Raw genomic sequence first — 16,867 nt, 5'->3', positions numbered from 1 at the left:
GGCGTGCCGTTAGGGTACGTCCCTCTTGGCACGCCTCTTGGCACGGCAGGGTGCGCGGCGCCGGCGCACATCGCCCATAAAACGTCCATTAACTGGCGAAACCCTCCGATATGCCCATGATTTTGGGTACTATGGAATCGTGCATCACCCGCAAGCACACGTGAACGTCTCGGCATCCCCGCTCAGCGGAGGTGCCGATTTCTGAGTCGGTGCCCCGCATCGGCGCCACGCCGGCACCCCGCCGGCGCCACCCATCGCATCCATCACGAACGGATCGGGCCTTCCTTTCCGAGACAGGAGAACCACGATATGGTCTTGAATTTCGCCCTGGTCATCCTCGGCATCGCCATGCTCGTCCTCGGCGGCGACAAGCTCGTCGAGGGCGCCACGCATATCGGCAAGCGCTTCGGCATGTCCGACCGCGTCGCAGGCCTCACGATCTGCGCCGTCGGCACCTCGATGCCCGAGGTCTTCGTGAGCGTCACCTCGACGCTCTCGGGCAACTCCGGCATGGCCGTGGGCAACATCATGGGCAGCGACATGGCCAACCTGCTGCTCATCCTGGGCGTCTCCGCAATCATCGTGCCGCTCAACCTGGCCCATCGCACCACGCGCGTCGAGGTCCCCATGAGCATCGGAGCCGTCCTCGTGTTCGCCCTCTTCGCCAACACGGACAACTCCATCAACGCGATCGAGGGCGCCATCCTGCTCACCCTCTTCGTCCTGTTCATCGCCAACAGCGTCATCGCCGGCATGCGCGAGGTTGAGGACGAGGGCGAGAGCCCCGCACAGGACGAGGACACCGGCAACATCTCGAAGGACGTCCTCTTCATCGTCATCGCCATCGGCCTGCTCAAGATGGGCGCCGACCTCGTCGTGGACAACGCCGTCGCCATCGCGAGCGCCCTGGGCGTGAGCCAGGTCCTCATCAGCCTCACGATCGTGTCCGTCGGCACGGCCCTGCCCGAGCTCGTCACGAGCTCCGTCGCCGCGTTCAAGGGCAACGCGGACACCGCCGTGGGCAACGTCATGGGCTCCGTCATCACCAACCTGCTGCTGGTCGCGGGCGCCCCGGCGCTCTTCGCGCCCCTGGCGTTCAACCCGGTCTACAACCTCGACCTCGCCCTCATCGCCATCTTCTCCGTCTGCATGGTGGTGTTCACCTTCGTGGGCAGGACGCGGACCTTCTCCCGCCGCTGCGGCCTGGTCTTCGTGATGTTCTACATCATCTACCTCGCCTCGGCGGTCATTCGCTGACGCGCCCCACGCCCCCTCCAAGCAAAACGCCTCGCAGCCCAGACGGACCGCGAGGCGTTTTTTCATCGGGTCGAATGACGCTGCCGCCCGAACGCGGGCGCGCTCCCGGCCGACGTACTAGTTGGCGGCGAGGATGGGCGCGGCGACCTGCTTCTTGCGGGACAGCACGCCGGGCATCCACACGCCCTCGGCGACGTCGGCGATCTCAAGGCCCTTCTGGGCGGCCTCGGTGTCGCCCTCGAGCAGGACCTGGGAGCCCTCCTCCATGATGTCGGTGAGGCACAGCACGATGCCGTCGGCGGCCTTCTCGGCAGCATAGGCGCGCATGGCCTCGCGGATCTCGGGGATCATGCCGAGCGCGCGGGACTTGTCGACCGTCTCGTACTGGCCGATGAGGAGCTTCTTGCCGGCGACCTCGAACATCTTGATGTCGTTGCCCACCATCTCGGCGGCGGTGAAGGAGCCGGACGGACGGGTGAGGAAGACCTCCATGCCGAACTTGACCGGGTCGACGCCGAGCTGCTCGCCGAGCTTCGCGGCGATCGCGGCGTCCACATCGGTGGCGGTGGGGCTCTTGAGCATAAGGGTGTCGGTCATCATGGCCGAGAGCAGCAGCTTGGCCTGCGTATCCGTGGGCGCCACGCCCATGACCTCGAACAGCTTGGCCACGATGGAGCAGGAGGAGCCCCAAGGCAGCGCCACGATGTGCAGCGGGGCGGCGGTGGTGAAGTCGCCGAAGCGATGGTGGTCGACGACGCCGAAGATGGTGGCGTTCTCGAGGCCGGCGACGGACTGGCCGGGCTCGTTGTGGTCGGTGAGGATGACGAGCTGGGCCTCCTCGCCCTCGTCGGCGGGCTCGATGGCGTCGATCAGCGTCGGGGCGGGCACGCCGGCGTCCTCGAGCAGCTTGGCGGACTCGGCCGGCAGCGGCCCCAGGCAGCAGGCGGTATAGGTGTTGCCCTGGTACTCGAGCTGGTTGAGCAGCTGGGACAGGACGACAGACGACATGATGGCGTCGTTATCGGGATTCTGGTGTCCGAAGACGAGGACGTTTGCCATGTGGGTTCCTCCCTGTGGGTTGATATCGATCCCAAACGCGTCCCATGGTAGCACGAACGCACGCGGCGGCATGCACCGCGGGCTCGGGCCCCCTGCGCCTCACGCCTCGCGCTGCACGGCGCGCAGGGCCACGTAGGCCGCGCCGAAGATGCCCGCGTCGTTCCCCAGCTCGGCGACCTCGATGGCGCACTTCGAGCTCGCGGGGAAGGCGCGCGCCGCGAACCGCTCGCGCAGGGCATCGAGGAACAGGTCGGCCCCCGCCGACGCTCCGCCTCCGATCACGTAGACCTCCGGATCGACCACGGCGGAGACGATCTGCAGGCCGAGGGAGAGGTAGTCCACGGTCGTATCGATCGCGGCGAGCGCGGCGGCGTCGCCGGAGCGCGCGGCGTCGAACACCGAGCGCGAGTCGCTCGGCCCGGCAAGCTCGACGGGCTCGACGCCCGCCCGCCCGCACGCGCGCAGGTAGTTGCTCACCACGCCCGTCGCCGACGCGTACTGCTCGAGGCACCCGCGCCTGCCGCAGCCGCAGATGCGCTCCTCGGCGGGATTGACGCACATGTGGCCAATCTCGCCGCCGGCTCCGAACGCGCCGTCGACGACGTCGCCGTTCACCACCACGCCGCCGCCCAGGCCGGTCCCTATGGTCACCATGACCATGCTGCGATGGCCCCGGGCACTCCCCCGCCACAGCTCGCCCATGGCGGCGGCGTTGGCGTCGTTGACGTAGCGGATCGCGGCGCCGGAGCACCGGTCCTGAAGGGCCGCCATGAGCGCCGGCGCGTCGATCTCGATGTTCGCCGCGACCGTGATCACGCCGCTCGCGGGCACCGGGCAGGGAATCGCCAGGCCGATGCCGCGCACGAAGAGCATGGGCTGGCGCTGCGACCCCATGAGCCGCTCGATGCCGCCCACCACCGCAGCGTAGCCCTCCGCGCAGGCAAGCGAGGGAGTCGGCACGCTCTCGCGTGCGAGCAGCTCTCCCGACGCGTCGAACAGGCCGAGCTTGACGGACGTGCCGCCCACGTCGATCCCGATGTAGTACTGCTGAGCCTCGGGCATGTCAGCCCCCTTCCCCCGGCGCGCGCCGGGCCCGCTTCCGAACGGGACCATGATACGCCCCCGGCGAAACGGCGGTCGCGTCTCTTCGCCGCAAGGGCCGCATGCATCGCCACCGGATGTGCACGGGCTCGCGGGTGCGGACGCCTCGGCGATGCGGCACCCTCCCCACAGCGCCTATGGACGCATCGGTGCGCGACGAGGCGGAACTGCAGCAGCCGACGAGATGCCCGCAGCCGATTTGCACCGCGCGGTGCGCAGGCGCCTTACGCGGCGTCGGCCCCGCCGCGGCGCCAACCCGATGCGGCGACGCCGATCGCCATGCCGACGAGCGCGGGAACGACCCAGTTCATGCCCATGTCGGCGAACGGCAGCGCGTCGAAGAGAAGCCAGGCGCCCGCGAAGAACGCGTCGCGCAGCGCGGTGGCGACGCTCACGACGCTCGTGAGTCCCACGGCCCAGGGCCACGCGCACGGGACGAGGTCGCACCCCTTGTGCATCATGCCCATCAGCACCAAGACGATCGCCATGGGATACAGGGCGTTGAGCAGCGGCACGGAGAACGTGAGGATGGCGTCGAGGCCGAAATTGGAGACCGCGCAGGAGAAGACGGCGAAGCCGATGGCCCAGGCGCGGTACGGCACGCGGGGGAACTCGTCGGCGAAATACGACCCGCAGCAGCTGATGAGGCCGATGCACACGTTGAGGCAGGCGAGCAGGAAGATCACCGCGACCACCACCGTCCCGGCCGTCCCGAAATGGGCGCCGGCCGAAGCGGCGAGGATCTCGGCACCGTTGGTGGCGCCCGGAAGGTCGGCGGCGATGTTGACGCCGACCACCGCCAGGCCGCAGTAGATGACGCCCATCAACAGGCCGGCGAACACACCGGCGCGCGAGACCTCGCGCACCAGTCCGCCGTCGTCGGTGATGCCGAGCTCGCGGATGTTCGCGGCGATCACGATGCCGAAGGTGAGCGAGGCGAGCAGGTCCATGGTCTGATAGCCCGTGAGGAATCCCGACATGGCGGGCGCGGCGGCATAGGCGCCCTGCGCCGCCGGAAGCGAGGGGGCGGGGTCAAACAGCGCCGAGCCGATCACGAAGACGAGCAGGACGATGAGCGCGGGGCCGGTGATGCGGCCGAGCAGCTTGGTGAGGGCGTTGGGGTGCATGGCGAGCAGGAGCGCGACGGCGAAGAAGGCAACCGAGAACACGAGGCGCGCGGTCTCCAGCGAGACCGTCGCGGGAAGCAGCGGCTCGAACATCTCGAACGAGGTGGACGAGGTGCGGGGAATCGCCAGGCAGGGACCGATGGCGAGATACACCGCGGCGACGAACACGTGCGCGAAGACGGGATGGACGCGGGACGCGAGCTCGCGGATGGTGCCCGCCAGGCCCACGGCGATGATGCCCAGCATGGGCAGGCCGATGCCGGTGACGAGGAAGCCCGCCATCGCGGGCACCGCGGAGGCGCCCGCCTGCAGGCCGAGCAGCGGGGGCAGAATGAGGTTGCCCGCGCCGAAGAACATCGAGAACAGGGTGATCCCCACGAAGAGGGACTGCTTGGGGGTGAGGGACTTGCGCGCCACGGCCGCTCCGATCGCTTCGTCGTACGGGAAGCTTCCACCTTAGCAGAGCGGCGCGCTTCCCACCGCGCGGGACGGCGGGAGGGACCAAGGGGGCGACGTGCGGAGAAGGAGGACGCCGCCCCCGGTCCATGCGATCGGCCGCGTCGCCCGCCCTACAGCTTGACGATGGGCGCGAACCCCTTCATGAGCTTCTTGGTCTTGCCGCTGCGCTCGAACTGGACCTCGATCATGTCACCGTCGACCGAGATCACGGTGCCGGGGCCGAACGTCTTGTGGCTCACCGCATCGCCCGCGGCGAAGACCGCGGCGGCAGCGGCGGCGTCGGGCCTGCGCTGCTCGACCGCCGGCGCCTTCGCACGGGGCCGCGTCGAGCCCGCGCCCGACCCGAACGTCGCGGGACCGCCCTCGGAGACGGTTGCCACGCGGCCGGCGTCGGGGCTGATCGCGCCGCGGCGCTGCACACCCGGCGTGGAGCGCGTGTAGGAGCCGAACACCCGGCCGCCGTACATCTCGGAGCCCTGGCCCGACCCGAACGTGCCGCGCCGGTCGCCGCGCTTCTCCCAGCCCGTGCCCGAGAAGCCAGCGGAACCGATGCCCGAGAACTCGATGTGCTCCTCGGGGATCTCGTCCATGAAGCGGGACCGCGGGTTGGCCTGCGTCGAGCCGAAGGTGCGCCGGGTCGCGGCATAGGTGAGGAACAGGCGCTTGCGGGCGCGCGTGATGGCGACGTACGCCAGGCGCCGCTCCTCCTCCAGCTTCGCGGGATCGTCGTCCGACCAGCCCGCGACATGCGGGAAGATGCTCTCCTCCATGCCCGCGACGAAGACGACCGGGAACTCGAGGCCCTTCGCCGAGTGGACCGTCATCATCGTCACCGCGCTCGTCTGCCCCGACAGCGCGTCGAGGTCGCTGCGCAGGGCGAGCCACTCCATGAGGGCGGGCAGCGCGGCGCAGGCGAGCGGGCCGTACGTGCGCTCGATCTCGGCCGCGGCGACGGCTGCCGCGCTCGGCGCCGAGGCCGCCGGCTCCATGGCGGGATCGGCCAGCGTGGCCTCCAGGGCCGGGGCAGCCGACGCCAGGGCCGCGTCCAGCGGCATGTCCGCCGCGTCCGGCATCGCGGGGACGCCGGCGGGCGCGTCCTCGGGTACGTCCGCCACGCCCGCGGCACGCAGCTCCGCCAGGCTCTCGAGCGTGCCCTCGATATCCTCGTGCGTCTCCTCGAACTCTGCGGCGACGCCCATGAACTCCTGGATGTTCTCGGCACGGCTCTCGGCTTCCATCGTGCCCTCCGCACGGAAGGCGCGCGGGAGGCCCGAGCGCTCGACGATCGCGTCGACGACGTCCTTGAGCTCGCCGTCCATGCGGCGCCCCTCGCGCACGATGCTCACGAAATCCGCCAGGCCCCCGCGCACCTTGGCCGAGAGCAGCGAGGTCTCGGCGCACGCGAGCTCGCACGCCTGGAAGAAGGAGCAGCCGTTCGCGCGCGCGAGCCCCTCGATCTTGGCGATGGAGGTGGCGCCGATGCCGCGGCGCGGCGTGTTGATCACGCGCTTCGCGCTCATCTCGTCGGCAGGGTTCACCACCAGCTTGAGGTACGCCATGACGTCGCGGATCTCGGCGCGGTCGAAGAAGCGCGTGCCGCCCACGATCTTGTACGGCACGCCGGCGCGCAGGAACATGTCCTCGAGGATGCGCGACTGGGCGTTCGTGCGGTAGAAGACCGCCATGTCGTCGTAGCCGGTCCCGGCATCGTGCTGCTTGTCGATCTCCGAGGCGATCCAGCGGCCCTCGTCGCGCTCGTCGCTCGCCTGGTAGGCCTGGATCTTGTCGCCATCGCCCGCATCGGTGAACAGCCGCTTGTCCTTGCGCTGGGAGTTATGGCGCACCACGGCGTTGGCCGCCGCGAGGATGTGCCCCGTCGAGCGGTAGTTCTGCTCGAGCTTGACCACCTTGGCGGACTTGAAGTCCTTCTCGAAGTCGAGGATGTTGGAGATGTCGGCGCCGCGCCACGAGTAGATCGACTGGTCGTCGTCGCCCACGACCATGAGGTTCTGGTACTTGGCCGCCAGGAGGTTGGCGATCTCGTACTGCACGTGGTTGGTGTCCTGGTACTCGTCGACCGATATGTAGCGGAACCGCTCCTGGTACTTCTCGAGCACCTCGGGGCGGGTGCGCAGCAGCTCGAGGGCACGGAGCAGCAGGTCGTCGAAGTCCATCGCGTTCGCGGCGCGCAGGCGGCGCTCGAGCTCGGCGTACACGCGGGCCGCCTTCTCCTCCTGCGGGCTCCCGGCGCGCGCGGCCATCTCCTCCGGAGAGACCATGGCGTTTTTGGCGGTCGAGATCTTGCCGCGGATCATGTTGATGGGATACTGCTTCTGGTCGATCTCCAGCGAGGTCATGATCTCGCGCACCATCCGGCGCGAATCGTCGTCGTCGTAGATCGTGAACTGGCCGGTGTACCCCAGCAGGTCGGCGTCCTCGCGCAGGATGCGCACGCACATCGCGTGGAACGTGCAGACCCACATGCCGCGCGTCGCCCCGGGCAGCAGGTCGCCCAGGCGCTCGCGCATCTCGGCCGCCGCCTTGTTGGTGAAGGTGATGGCGAGGATCTGCCACGGGCGGATTCCCAGGTCGGCGATCATGTGCGCGATGCGGAACGTGAGCACGCGCGTCTTGCCGGAGCCGGCGCCCGCGAGCACGAGCAGCGGGCCCTCGGTGGTGAGCACCGCGTCGCGCTGCGCGGGGTTGAGCGAGTCGATATCGACCCGCGGGGGCTGCGGCCGCGACGGCGCGGGGGCATCGTAGGCATCGAGCGGGACGGACTCGGGCTCGGGCGCGGCGGGAGCCGACGGGGCGACGGGCCAGGGGACCGCATGCGCGGACGGGGCCGGGGCGCCGCCGAACAGGTCGCCTTGGACGGGAGCGGCGGGACGGGCGCCCGCGCGCGAGGGAACCGGGGCCCCGGCCTGCTGCGCGGCACGCATGTTTCTCTCCCAGGGCAGTTCCTGCGGCATGGCATCTCCTGACGGTTCGACGGGGATTCGGATGATAGCGCCCCGTCCGGACACGAGCGGGACGGGGCGCGACGAAAGCGATGGCGGCGAGGGCTAGAGGGCGCGGCGCGCCTCGATGGCGCGGCCGAGCGTGAGCTCGTCGGCGTACTCGAGGTCGCCGCCCACGGGCAGGCCGCTCGCCAGGCGGCTCACCGTGACGCCGAGCGGCTTGATGGTGCGCGCGAGGTAGCTCGCCGTGGTCTCGCCCTCGATGTTGGGGTTCGTGGCGATGATGACCTCCTCGACGTCCTCGGAGCCCAGCCGCGCGAGCAGCTCGCGCACGGTGAGCTGGTCGGGGCCGATCTTTTCCATCGGGTTGATCACGCCGCCCAGGACGTGGTAGAGGCCCCGGTAGCTGCCGGTGCGCTCGATAGCCGAAACGTCGCGCGGCTCCGCGACCACGCAGATGCGCCCGCGGTCCCTCGAGGCGTCCTCGCAGATGGCGCACTCGTCGCCCGTGGCGTAGTTGAAGCAGCGACTGCAGAAATGCACCTGCTGCTTGACCTGCAGGATGGCCTCGGCGAGGCGGCGCGCCTCGTCGGCGTCCGCCTCGAGCAGGTGGTAGGCGATGCGCTGGGCGCTCTTCGGGCCTATGCCCGGCAGGCGTCCCAGCTCGTCGAGGAGGATCTGAAGGCTGCGGTCGGCACTCATATCGGCTCTGCGGACGGCGGCCTAGAACGGCATGCCCGGGATGTTCATGCCGCCGGTGATGGCGCCCATCTCGCGGTTCGCGATGTCGCCCATGCCGCGGATCGCCTCGTTGGCGGCGGCCACGATCATGTCCTGGAGCATCTCGACGTCCTCGGGATCGAGGGCGTCCGGGTCGATGGTGACGCTCTCGAGCTGCATGTTGCCGTTGACGCTCACCTTGACCATGCCGCCGCCGGCGCTCGCCTCGACCGTCTTGGTGGCGAGCTGCTCCTGCATGGCGACCATCTGCTCCTGCATCTTGCGCGCCTGCTTCATCATCTGCTGCATGTTCATGCCGGCCATGGGCACTCCCCTTCACGCGTGCGCGCCCGCAAGCCGTGCGGCGGCGGGCGCGCGTCAAAACAATCATCGGAATCGTACCATGTGCGCCCACGGGATATATGAAGCGCTCGTGGGGCATGCGGGGCGCGCGGGCGCCCCGTTCGGGAACCGGCTACTCCCCGTCGACGGGCTTGAAGACGACGCCCGGCCCGAACACGTCCCCGAGCATCGCCCGCGCCTCGTCGGGCGTCTTGGGCACATGGCTCTCGCCCCCGGCGCGGCCCGACCAGGGCACCGCCCCCGGCGCAGCGGCGGGCCAGGGGCGGCGGCAGAAGGCGCAAACGAAGGCTGGGGCGAGCTCTGGTCCGGCGTGCGCGCGGGGTCCGCGGCGGGCCCTGCGCCCGGGGCGGACGCGGGCGCCCCCTCCATCACGTACTCAACCTCGCGCGGACCGAACACCTCGCGAACGATCGGGTCGATGACCTGATGGGAATCGGGGCGACCGAGCATCTTGATCGCGAAGCCCGACCCGGCGGGAAGGCCCACCACGAGCCGGTCGCCGTCGTCGGCGGTCGCGCGCGCATGGAGCAGCAGGCCGGCGCGAGAGGGCTGGGCGGCGGTGACGCGCCTGACCACTTCGGACCATCTGCGCTGCAGGTCGCCGGCCTCCAGGGGCGCGGCGGCAGGACCGGCCGGCGCGGGCGAGACGGGTGCCGGGGGCTCGGCTGCCGAGGAGGCGGCCGCCGGAGCGGAGGCTCGCCCCGGAGCGGACGCGGCGGGCGCCGCGGCGGCAGGGGCGACAGAGGGCGCGGGGGCCGGGATCGAGGCGGTGCCGGGATCGGCCGCCGGGCGCGAATCCGCGGCCGGGGCCGCAGACGAAGGCCGATCCGGACGCTGGCCGGAGGCGCCGCCGGAGACGGGCGCGGGCGCTGGGGCAACGGCTGCCGGAGCGGCGGGGCCGGGCTGGGCCGCCGCGCCGCCGGCGGGACGCGACGCGTTCCACGGCAGGTCGGCACGGTCGCGCGCGGGAGCCGCGTTCGCGGGGGCGCGGCGGTCGGGCTCCGGCTTGGAAGGCGACGCCGCGCGGGAAGCGGCGGCCGAGCCGGACGCGCCCATGAGGCCCGCGGCGTCCATGGGCGCGCTCGCCACCCCTGCGGCGACCTGCGCCTCGAGCCGATCGAGGCGCTCCGCCAGGGCCTCGAGCGTCAGATCGCTCTGCGGGCGGGCGAGGCGGGGGAGCGCGATCTCGAGCACGAGCCGCGGGGCGGAGGCGGTGCGCATCTCGATCGCGGCGTCGTCCAGCACCGTCAGGACGCGGGCGAGGCGGTCGGGGCCCTCGAACAGGCGCGCCTCCTCCACCAGGGACGCGACCTCCTCGGGCGTGCCGTCGAACAGCTCCGGACGGTCCCCCGCCACGCACGCCGTGTAGACGTCGCGGACGTGCGCCACGGCATCGCGCGTGAACTCCATGAGGTCGCTTCCGCCCTCCACCTGCGCGCGCACCTGGGCGAACAGCCCCGCCACGTCGCGCGCGGCGATCCCGGAGGCGAAGGCGGAGAGCACCGTGCCGGAGACCTCGCCCAGAAGCGACCGCGCGTCGTCGACGCGCACGGAGCCGTCCCCGAACACCGAGAGCTGCTCCAGGGTCGACAGCGCGTCGCGCATGCCGCCGCGGGCATGGCGCGCCACCATCTCGAGCGCCTCGTCGTCGTAGGAGAAGCCCTCCTGCTCGCAGATCCAGCGCAGCCTGCCGACGATGTCCTCGTTCGAGATGCGGTGGAAGTCGAAGCGCTGGCAGCGCGACAGGATGGTTTCGAGGATCTTCTGCGGATCGGTGGTGCACAGCACGAACACGACATGGCTCGGGGGCTCCTCGAGCGTCTTGAGCAGCGCGTTGAACGCGGCCGCCGTGAGCATGTGGACCTCGTCGATGATGTAGACCTTGTAGGCGCCGCGCACCGGGGCGAAGTTCACCGAGCCGATGATCTCCTCGCGGACGTTGTCGACGCCGGTGCGGCTCGCCGCGTCGAGCTCGTAGACGTCCGGGTGCGTGCCGGCGGCGATCGCCTCGCACTCGGGGCAGGTGCCGCACGCCATGCAGCCCGACGCGCCCGTCGCCCGCGCCGCCTCGGCCCCCTGGCACAGCAGCGCCTTGGCGAGGATGCGCGCCATGGTGGTCTTGCCCGTTCCGCGCGGGCCGCAGAACAGGTAGGCATGGGACAGGCGCCCCTCGGCCACGGCGTGCTCGAGGGTAGACACGATGTGCTGCTGGCCCACCACGCTCTCGAAGGTGAGCGGCCGGTATTTCCTATAGAGCGATTCCACCGGGTCCTCCTTTACGTCCTGATGTGCGGTACGCGTCACAGCCCGCGCTCGGCGAGGCGGCGATCGATGTCGCGCAACGTCGCCCGGTTGGCGAACAGCTGCCGATACGTCGCCGTCTTCACCTGGCCGGCCGCACGGAGCTCATCCATGCGGCCGGATGTGCGCTCGAGCTCCAAGCGAACGCCCGCGGCGAAGGCGTCGTAGGCCGCAAGCCTCTGGCCGTCGTCCATGTGCCCTCCCCTCCGCGCGCCGCCGACGCGGCGATCTCGTTCCGACTCATGATACATGTCCGCGCGGGCCGGCGGGGCGCGGCGGCACCGATCGGGGCGGGCCGGCGGCATGGGACGCGGGCGCCCCATTTGGGAGATGGGGAAGGTTCGACCCGCTTGTGGAGGTGCCGGCGCGCCAAAGGGCGCGCCGCGGGGGGGGTACGTCCCCAACGGATCGGGACGCCCCGTCCGGCGCGCCCCGAGCCCGCCCGGCGTCCCCCGCCTCGAAAACGTGCCTTTCCCCTAATTGAGAGGGCGGGCGTCCCCGTGGAGGCGAGACTGCGGCGCAAGGCGCGCACGGCCCGCATCCCGGACCTCAATTTGGTGCCTGTCCCCCTTTTGAGGGGCGCGACGGCGGGAAGACCCGCGTGGTAGAATGCAGCGACGGCCATGCCGCACACGTACCTCAAACGCACAAGGAAGCCATGCCGCTGTTTCCATCTCAACAACCCTCCCGGGCCGCGCGACGCGTGCCCGAACCCGGCGCCGGCGCGACCGGGCTGCTCCGCCGCTACCGGCCGCTCGAGACGCGGGCGTCCGGCGGCTTCGGCAGCGTCGAGATCTGCCTCGACAGCCGCCTGCAGCGCCGTGTCGCCATCAAGCGCATCCCCCTCTTCGCGCACGGGGCGCACGGGGCCGACATCATGGCCGACGCCCTGGCCGAGGCGCGCACCGCGAGCATGCTGCCGCACCCCCACATCGTCTCGATGATCGACTTCACCTACGACGCCGCATACGCCTACCTCGTCATGGAGTACGTCGACGGCATGAGCCTCGAGGAGTTCCTCGCGCAGGTCGACGGCCATTCGCTCACCTTCGACGAGGCCGCATGCATCGCCGACGCGCTCGCGCAGGCCCTCGCCTACGCCCACGAGAACGGGGCCCTGCACCTCGACATCAAGCCCGCCAACGTCCTGATCGACCGCAACGGCACCGTCAAGCTCGCCGACTTCGGCATGGCGAAGCTGACGAGCGCCGCCGGGTTCGGAGGGGCGCGCGGAGGCACCATCGGCTACATGTCCTCCGAGCAGCTGCGCGGCGACCGCGTCGACGAGCGCAGCGACGTCTTCTCGCTCGCGTGCGTCCTGTACGAGTCGCTCTGCGGCACCGCGCCCTTCCGCGCCGCCGACCCGCTCGAATCCCTCAACCTCATCACCCGGGGCGTCGAGGCGCCGAGCGACCTGCTGCCCGACCTCCCCGCCTCGGCCGAGGACGCCCTGCTCGCCGCACTCTCCCCCGAGGCGGACGAGCGGACCGCCGACGTCGCCGCATTCGGCGAGCGCTTCTGCTCCGAGCTCGGCAGCGTGCGCGAGGGGCGACGCAGCCTCGCGCGCATCATCGCCCAGCTGACCTCGGACGATGAGGAGGAGCGCGAGCAGGCGGCAGCAGCCGAGGAGCGGGGCTGGGACATCGACCCCGAGGAGGGCCTGCTCGGAAGCCGCTGGCCCGCCGCGCGGCGCATCTTCTCGGGCGCCGTCTCGGGCGTCTCGCTCGCGGCGATCTGCGCCGCGACGCTCGGCGCGCTCGGCGGCATCGACCCCGCGTCCGTCCTCGCGGTCTCCATCGCATGCGGGGCGGCGGCCGCGGCGGCGCCGCAGATCGGCTCCGCGCTCGCCTTCACCGGTCTGATCATGGCTTCCGTGTCCGCGGGTAACCCCCTGGCGACCGTCCCCGCCGCCGTCCTCGTCCTCGCCGCCGCCAGCGGCTGGTGGCTCGTATGGGGCCGCGCCCCCGGGCAGGCCTCCTGCGTGCTGATGGCCGCCTGGGCGCTCGGGCTTTCGGCCCAAGGCGCCTGTGCGCCGCTCCCCATCGCCGCCTCCCTCGCCGCGCTCACGCTCGGAGGCGCCGCCTCGGCCGGCTCCCTCGCGCTGGGAGCCGTCGCCGCGCGGCTCTCGCATGCCGTGGCGCCGGGCGCGGGCCTCGGCGTCGGGGAGCTCGCGGCCGCGCTCGCCGACCCGCCCTTCCTGGTCGGCGTCGCGGCGTGCTGCCTCGTCTCGGCCGTCGCCGCCCGCCTCGTCGACCGCGCCCGCGCCGTGCGCGAGGGCGCCCGGCCGCCAGCCTGGCTGCTGGCCGCCTGCGGGCTTGTCCTCTTCCTCGGGTGCGCGCTCCCCGCTCTTGCACACCCTATGGAAATTGCCAGCTTGACGGCAGCGCAGGTGGCCTGCGCGGTCGCCGTCGGCGCGGCTTCATCTATACTTATTTGGCTTTATGTCTATCTATTCGGCTATCGCAAAGACCGTCCGGAGTGTGATCGTTCGTGAATTTCCTGAACACCTTCGAAGACCACGTCGCAGGTATCTTCGGTGCCGCGCGCGCACCGTTCTCCTTCAAGAAGCTCGCCCGCCAGGCCGCCCATGAGATGGAGGGCCAGACCCTTGTGGTGGGCGGGGTCGACACCGCGCCGGCGCTCTACACGATCCTCATCGCCAACGACGACGACCCGTTGATGGCCCCCTACTACCCGCAGCTCACGCGCGAGGTCGGCGAGTTCGTCAAGGCGAGCGCCGAGAAGCGCGGCTACGCCTTCGTGGGCGAGCCCCTCGTCCGCTTCATGATCGACCCATCCCTCAAGAGCGGCAAGTTCTCCGTGTTCGCCGAGAACGTCGACGCCCCCACCCTCGCCCGCCTCTACGACGAGGAGCGCGCCTACCAGGCGGGGCTCGCCGCCCAGATGGGGGTCGTGTCCGCGCCGCAGCCGCACCAGCAGCCCCGGCCGGCCCCGGCGCCGGCCCAGCAGCCCGCCGCCCAGCCCAACCCCTTCGCGCCCCAGGACATCGTCCCCGCCGTCCCCGCCGCCGCGCCGCGTCCGCAGCAGGCCGCCCCGATCGCCCAGCTCCGCGACGTCGTCACCGGCGAGGTGCTCCCGATCGCCGCCGCGCGCTGCACCATCGGGCGCGAGCGCGCCGCCGCCGACGTCGTGCTGCGCGACCCCAACGTGAGCCGCCGCCACGCCGAGCTCACCTTCACGGGCTCAGACTGGACCATCGAGGACCTCAACTCCACCAACGGCACCCTCGTCAACAACCGCCGCATCACCCGCTGCCCCCTGCGCAGCGGCGACCTGCTCACCTTCGGCCTTACGACCTACGAGTTCAGGGGGTAAGATCCCATGATCGACCTCATCCTCTTCGCCGGGCGCATCGTCCTGGTCGTGGTGCTCTACATCTTCCTCATCGCCGTCATGAAGACCGGCGTGGGCCTCGTGCGCGGCCAGCGCCGCGACTCCGCGATCTGGACGATCGACGTCGACAAGGGCCCCCGCGGCATCCGCGGCATCCACGTCGACATGCTCGGCCCCGTCATCGTGGGCCGCTCGCCCAGCTCCGACATCTGCATCAACGAGCCCTTCGTGTCCGCGAGCCACGCGCGCTTCTCCCTGCAGGGCCCCGCGCTCGTGATCGAGGACCTCAACTCCCTCAACGGCACCCTGGTGAACGGCCGCCAGCTGGTCGAGCCCGCCACGCTCCGCGAGGGCGATGAGGTGCAGATCGGCGACGTCGTGATGAAAGTGAACCGCCGATGATGGCCGAGGGGACAACCTCGCCCGCGACCGGCGGCGCCGGGGCAGACCTGAGCCCGATATCGGAGCTCACGCCCCAGCCCGTCGTGGACTTCGCCGACGCCCCCGCCGCGCTCGACGCCGATCAGGCCGAGCCGGCGGGTTCTCCCGTATTTACGGGAGGGGGCGCGCCAGGCGACCTCTTCGCCGCCGCGCCGGACGTCGACACCCGCACGCCCGAGGAGATCCAGGCCGAAGACGAGGAATTCCTCGCGGCGGCCGCCGCTGCCGCCGCCGCTGCCGCCGCCGCTTCCGCCGCCGTCGCGGCCACCGCATCCGTGTCGGCCGGCTCCGAGACCGCCGCGGACGACATGGCGCCGCGCGACGGGGACCAGGCGCCGGACGCGCCGTCCTCCGCGCGGGCGCACTTCGCAGACGCCCCCATCCCGAGCGAGACCGAGGCCGCGCCCGTCGCGAGCGACGACGATGCGTTCTTCAGCGACAGCGCGATCCACGGCAGCGCCCGTGCAGCGGACGGCGCCGGCCCTGAAGCTCCTCAGGCCCCCGCGCAGGCTCCCGGCACGGAAGACCCCATCACGATGCTGCCCGGCATGCACCCGACGCTTCCCGAGGACGAGGCCGTCGAGCCCGGGCCCCACCCGGGCTCGACGTCCCGAGGACGAGGCCGTCGAGCCCGGGCCCCACCCGGGCGCGCCCGCGCCCCGGGCCGTCCCCGACCCCGCCGCGCCCGAGGACACCGCGGAAATCGACGTCGTCCAGGTCGAAGCGAAGCTCTCCGACCCCGGCAGCACGCAGAGCTTCGCCCCCGTCACGGACGACCGCATCGAGACGGATTCCACCTACGACGCCGGCACGACCACCTCGCTCATGTGGGGCGCGCGCTCTGACGTGGGATGCGTCCGCAACCATAACGAGGACTCCTATCTCGTGGCCTCGCCGCTGTTCGCCGTCTGCGACGGCATGGGCGGCCACGCCGCGGGCGAGGTCGCGAGCGCGATCGCCGTCGAGACCATCGCGGCCGCCGCTCCCGACACGGCCGACCCCGCCCTGCTCGCCGCCGCCGTCGAGGCGGCCAACACCGCCGTCATCGAGGCGGCCGTCAACGGCGTGGGCCGCCCGGGCATGGGCTGCACCGCCACCGCCGCCTACATCGAGGGCACCACCGTGGCCATCGCGCACGCCGGCGACTCGCGCGCCTACCTGCTCCACGAGGGCACCCTCATCCGCATCACGCGCGACCACTCCTACGTCGAGGAGCTCGTCGACGCCGGCGAGATCACCGCCGACGAGGCCCGCGTCCACCCCAACCGCTCGGTCATCACCCGCGCGCTCGGGTCGGACCCGGCCATGTACGCCGACCACTTCTCCTTGAACATCGAGGAGGGCGACCGCCTCATCCTGTGCTCCGACGGCCTGTCGAGCATGATCCCCGACAACGACATCGAGGACATCGCCGTGCAGTCCGCCACGCCGCAGATGTGCACCGACAACCTCGTGGACGCCGCGCTCGCCGCGGGCGGCGGCGACAACGTCACGGTCATCGTCATCGACGTGGTCGACGACGGCCGCATGGCCGATCTCGCCCGCCGCAGGCGCCGCAACTTCTTGGTGGGCGCCGGGACGATCCTCGCCGTGCTGCTCATCGCCGTCGCGTGGATGGCCCATTCCGTGGCCGGCTCCATCTACCTGGGCTGCGACGGCGACACCGTCGCCGTGTACCGTGGTTCGCCCGTGAGCGTATTCGGCTTCGAGCTGAGCTCGCTCGAG

The 16,867-nt window shown here is 71.3% G+C and carries 13 protein-coding genes and 1 pseudogene; 6 read left to right on the top strand and 8 right to left on the bottom strand.

Going from position 1 to position 16,867, the window contains the following annotated elements:
• The first annotated feature begins 309 nt into the window (after positions 1-309).
• Positions 310-1,257 carry a calcium/sodium antiporter gene (locus tag BQ7355_RS03530; protein WP_072414957.1) on the top strand — a complete coding sequence of 316 codons (948 nt, stop codon included), beginning with the start codon at positions 310-312 and terminating at the stop codon, positions 1,255-1,257.
• 117 nt (positions 1,258-1,374) lie between these two features.
• Here the strand turns inward: BQ7355_RS03530 and BQ7355_RS03525 are convergent, their stop codons facing one another.
• The 8 genes from BQ7355_RS03525 to BQ7355_RS03490 form a co-directional block, all read right to left on the bottom strand.
• A complete protein-coding gene (locus BQ7355_RS03525; RefSeq protein WP_072414956.1) occupies positions 1,375-2,316 on the bottom strand; it encodes a DHH family phosphoesterase in 942 nt (313 codons plus the stop codon).
• 99 nt (positions 2,317-2,415) lie between these two features.
• A complete protein-coding gene (locus tag BQ7355_RS03520) occupies positions 2,416-3,378 on the bottom strand; it encodes an ROK family protein (RefSeq protein WP_072414955.1) in 963 nt (320 codons plus the stop codon).
• 263 nt (positions 3,379-3,641) lie between these two features.
• Entirely contained in the window at positions 3,642-4,961 is a 1,320-nt protein-coding gene (gene brnQ / locus BQ7355_RS03515) for a branched-chain amino acid transport system II carrier protein (RefSeq protein ID WP_083581524.1), read from the bottom strand.
• A gap of 152 nt (positions 4,962-5,113) precedes the next feature.
• A complete protein-coding gene (locus BQ7355_RS03510; protein ID WP_240307304.1) occupies positions 5,114-7,975 on the bottom strand; it encodes an ATP-dependent helicase in 2,862 nt (953 codons plus the stop codon).
• A 93-nt stretch (positions 7,976-8,068) separates the two neighbouring features.
• Positions 8,069-8,665, bottom strand: coding sequence for a recombination mediator RecR (gene recR / locus BQ7355_RS03505; RefSeq protein WP_072414953.1), 597 nt, complete (start codon positions 8,663-8,665; stop codon positions 8,069-8,071).
• 21 nt (positions 8,666-8,686) lie between these two features.
• A complete protein-coding gene (locus BQ7355_RS03500; protein WP_072414952.1) occupies positions 8,687-9,007 on the bottom strand; it encodes a YbaB/EbfC family nucleoid-associated protein in 321 nt (106 codons plus the stop codon).
• Positions 9,008-9,070: 63 nt separating this feature from the next.
• Positions 9,071-11,311, bottom strand: a complete 2,241-nt coding sequence (gene dnaX / locus BQ7355_RS03495; protein WP_072414951.1) for a DNA polymerase III subunit gamma/tau — start codon at positions 11,309-11,311, stop codon at positions 9,071-9,073.
• A 35-nt stretch (positions 11,312-11,346) separates the two neighbouring features.
• Positions 11,347-11,541, bottom strand: a complete 195-nt coding sequence (locus tag BQ7355_RS03490) for a hypothetical protein (protein ID WP_072414950.1) — start codon at positions 11,539-11,541, stop codon at positions 11,347-11,349.
• Between the two features lie 464 nt (positions 11,542-12,005).
• Between BQ7355_RS03490 and BQ7355_RS09215 the strand changes: the two genes are divergently transcribed.
• From BQ7355_RS09215 to BQ7355_RS09335, 5 genes and pseudogenes are all read left to right on the top strand, one after another.
• Positions 12,006-13,841, top strand: a complete 1,836-nt coding sequence (locus BQ7355_RS09215) for a serine/threonine-protein kinase (RefSeq protein ID WP_072414949.1) — start codon at positions 12,006-12,008, stop codon at positions 13,839-13,841.
• Positions 13,838-14,683, top strand: coding sequence for an FhaA domain-containing protein (locus tag BQ7355_RS03480; RefSeq protein WP_072414948.1), 846 nt, complete (start codon positions 13,838-13,840; stop codon positions 14,681-14,683). Before BQ7355_RS09215 ends, BQ7355_RS03480 begins: the two co-directional genes overlap by 4 nt.
• 6 nt (positions 14,684-14,689) lie before the next feature.
• Complete coding sequence (locus tag BQ7355_RS03475) at positions 14,690-15,103, top strand: FHA domain-containing protein (RefSeq protein WP_072414947.1); 414 nt, start codon at positions 14,690-14,692, stop codon at positions 15,101-15,103.
• Entirely contained in the window at positions 15,103-15,987 is an 885-nt protein-coding gene (locus BQ7355_RS09340) for a hypothetical protein (protein WP_240307303.1), read from the top strand. The genes BQ7355_RS03475 and BQ7355_RS09340 overlap by 1 nt, the downstream gene beginning before the upstream one ends.
• Positions 15,968-16,588, top strand: a pseudogene (locus BQ7355_RS09335) (PP2C family protein-serine/threonine phosphatase); the annotation flags it as partial. The gene BQ7355_RS09340 and the pseudogene BQ7355_RS09335, both read left to right, overlap by 20 nt.
• Positions 16,589-16,867 lie beyond the last annotated feature (279 nt).

The sequence above is a fragment of the Collinsella phocaeensis genome, assembly GCF_900119895.1.
In the GTDB taxonomy this organism is placed as follows: domain Bacteria; phylum Actinomycetota; class Coriobacteriia; order Coriobacteriales; family Coriobacteriaceae; genus Collinsella; species Collinsella phocaeensis.
Note: the sequence above shows the minus strand (reverse complement) of the source record. Positions and strands in the feature narration are given on the sequence as shown.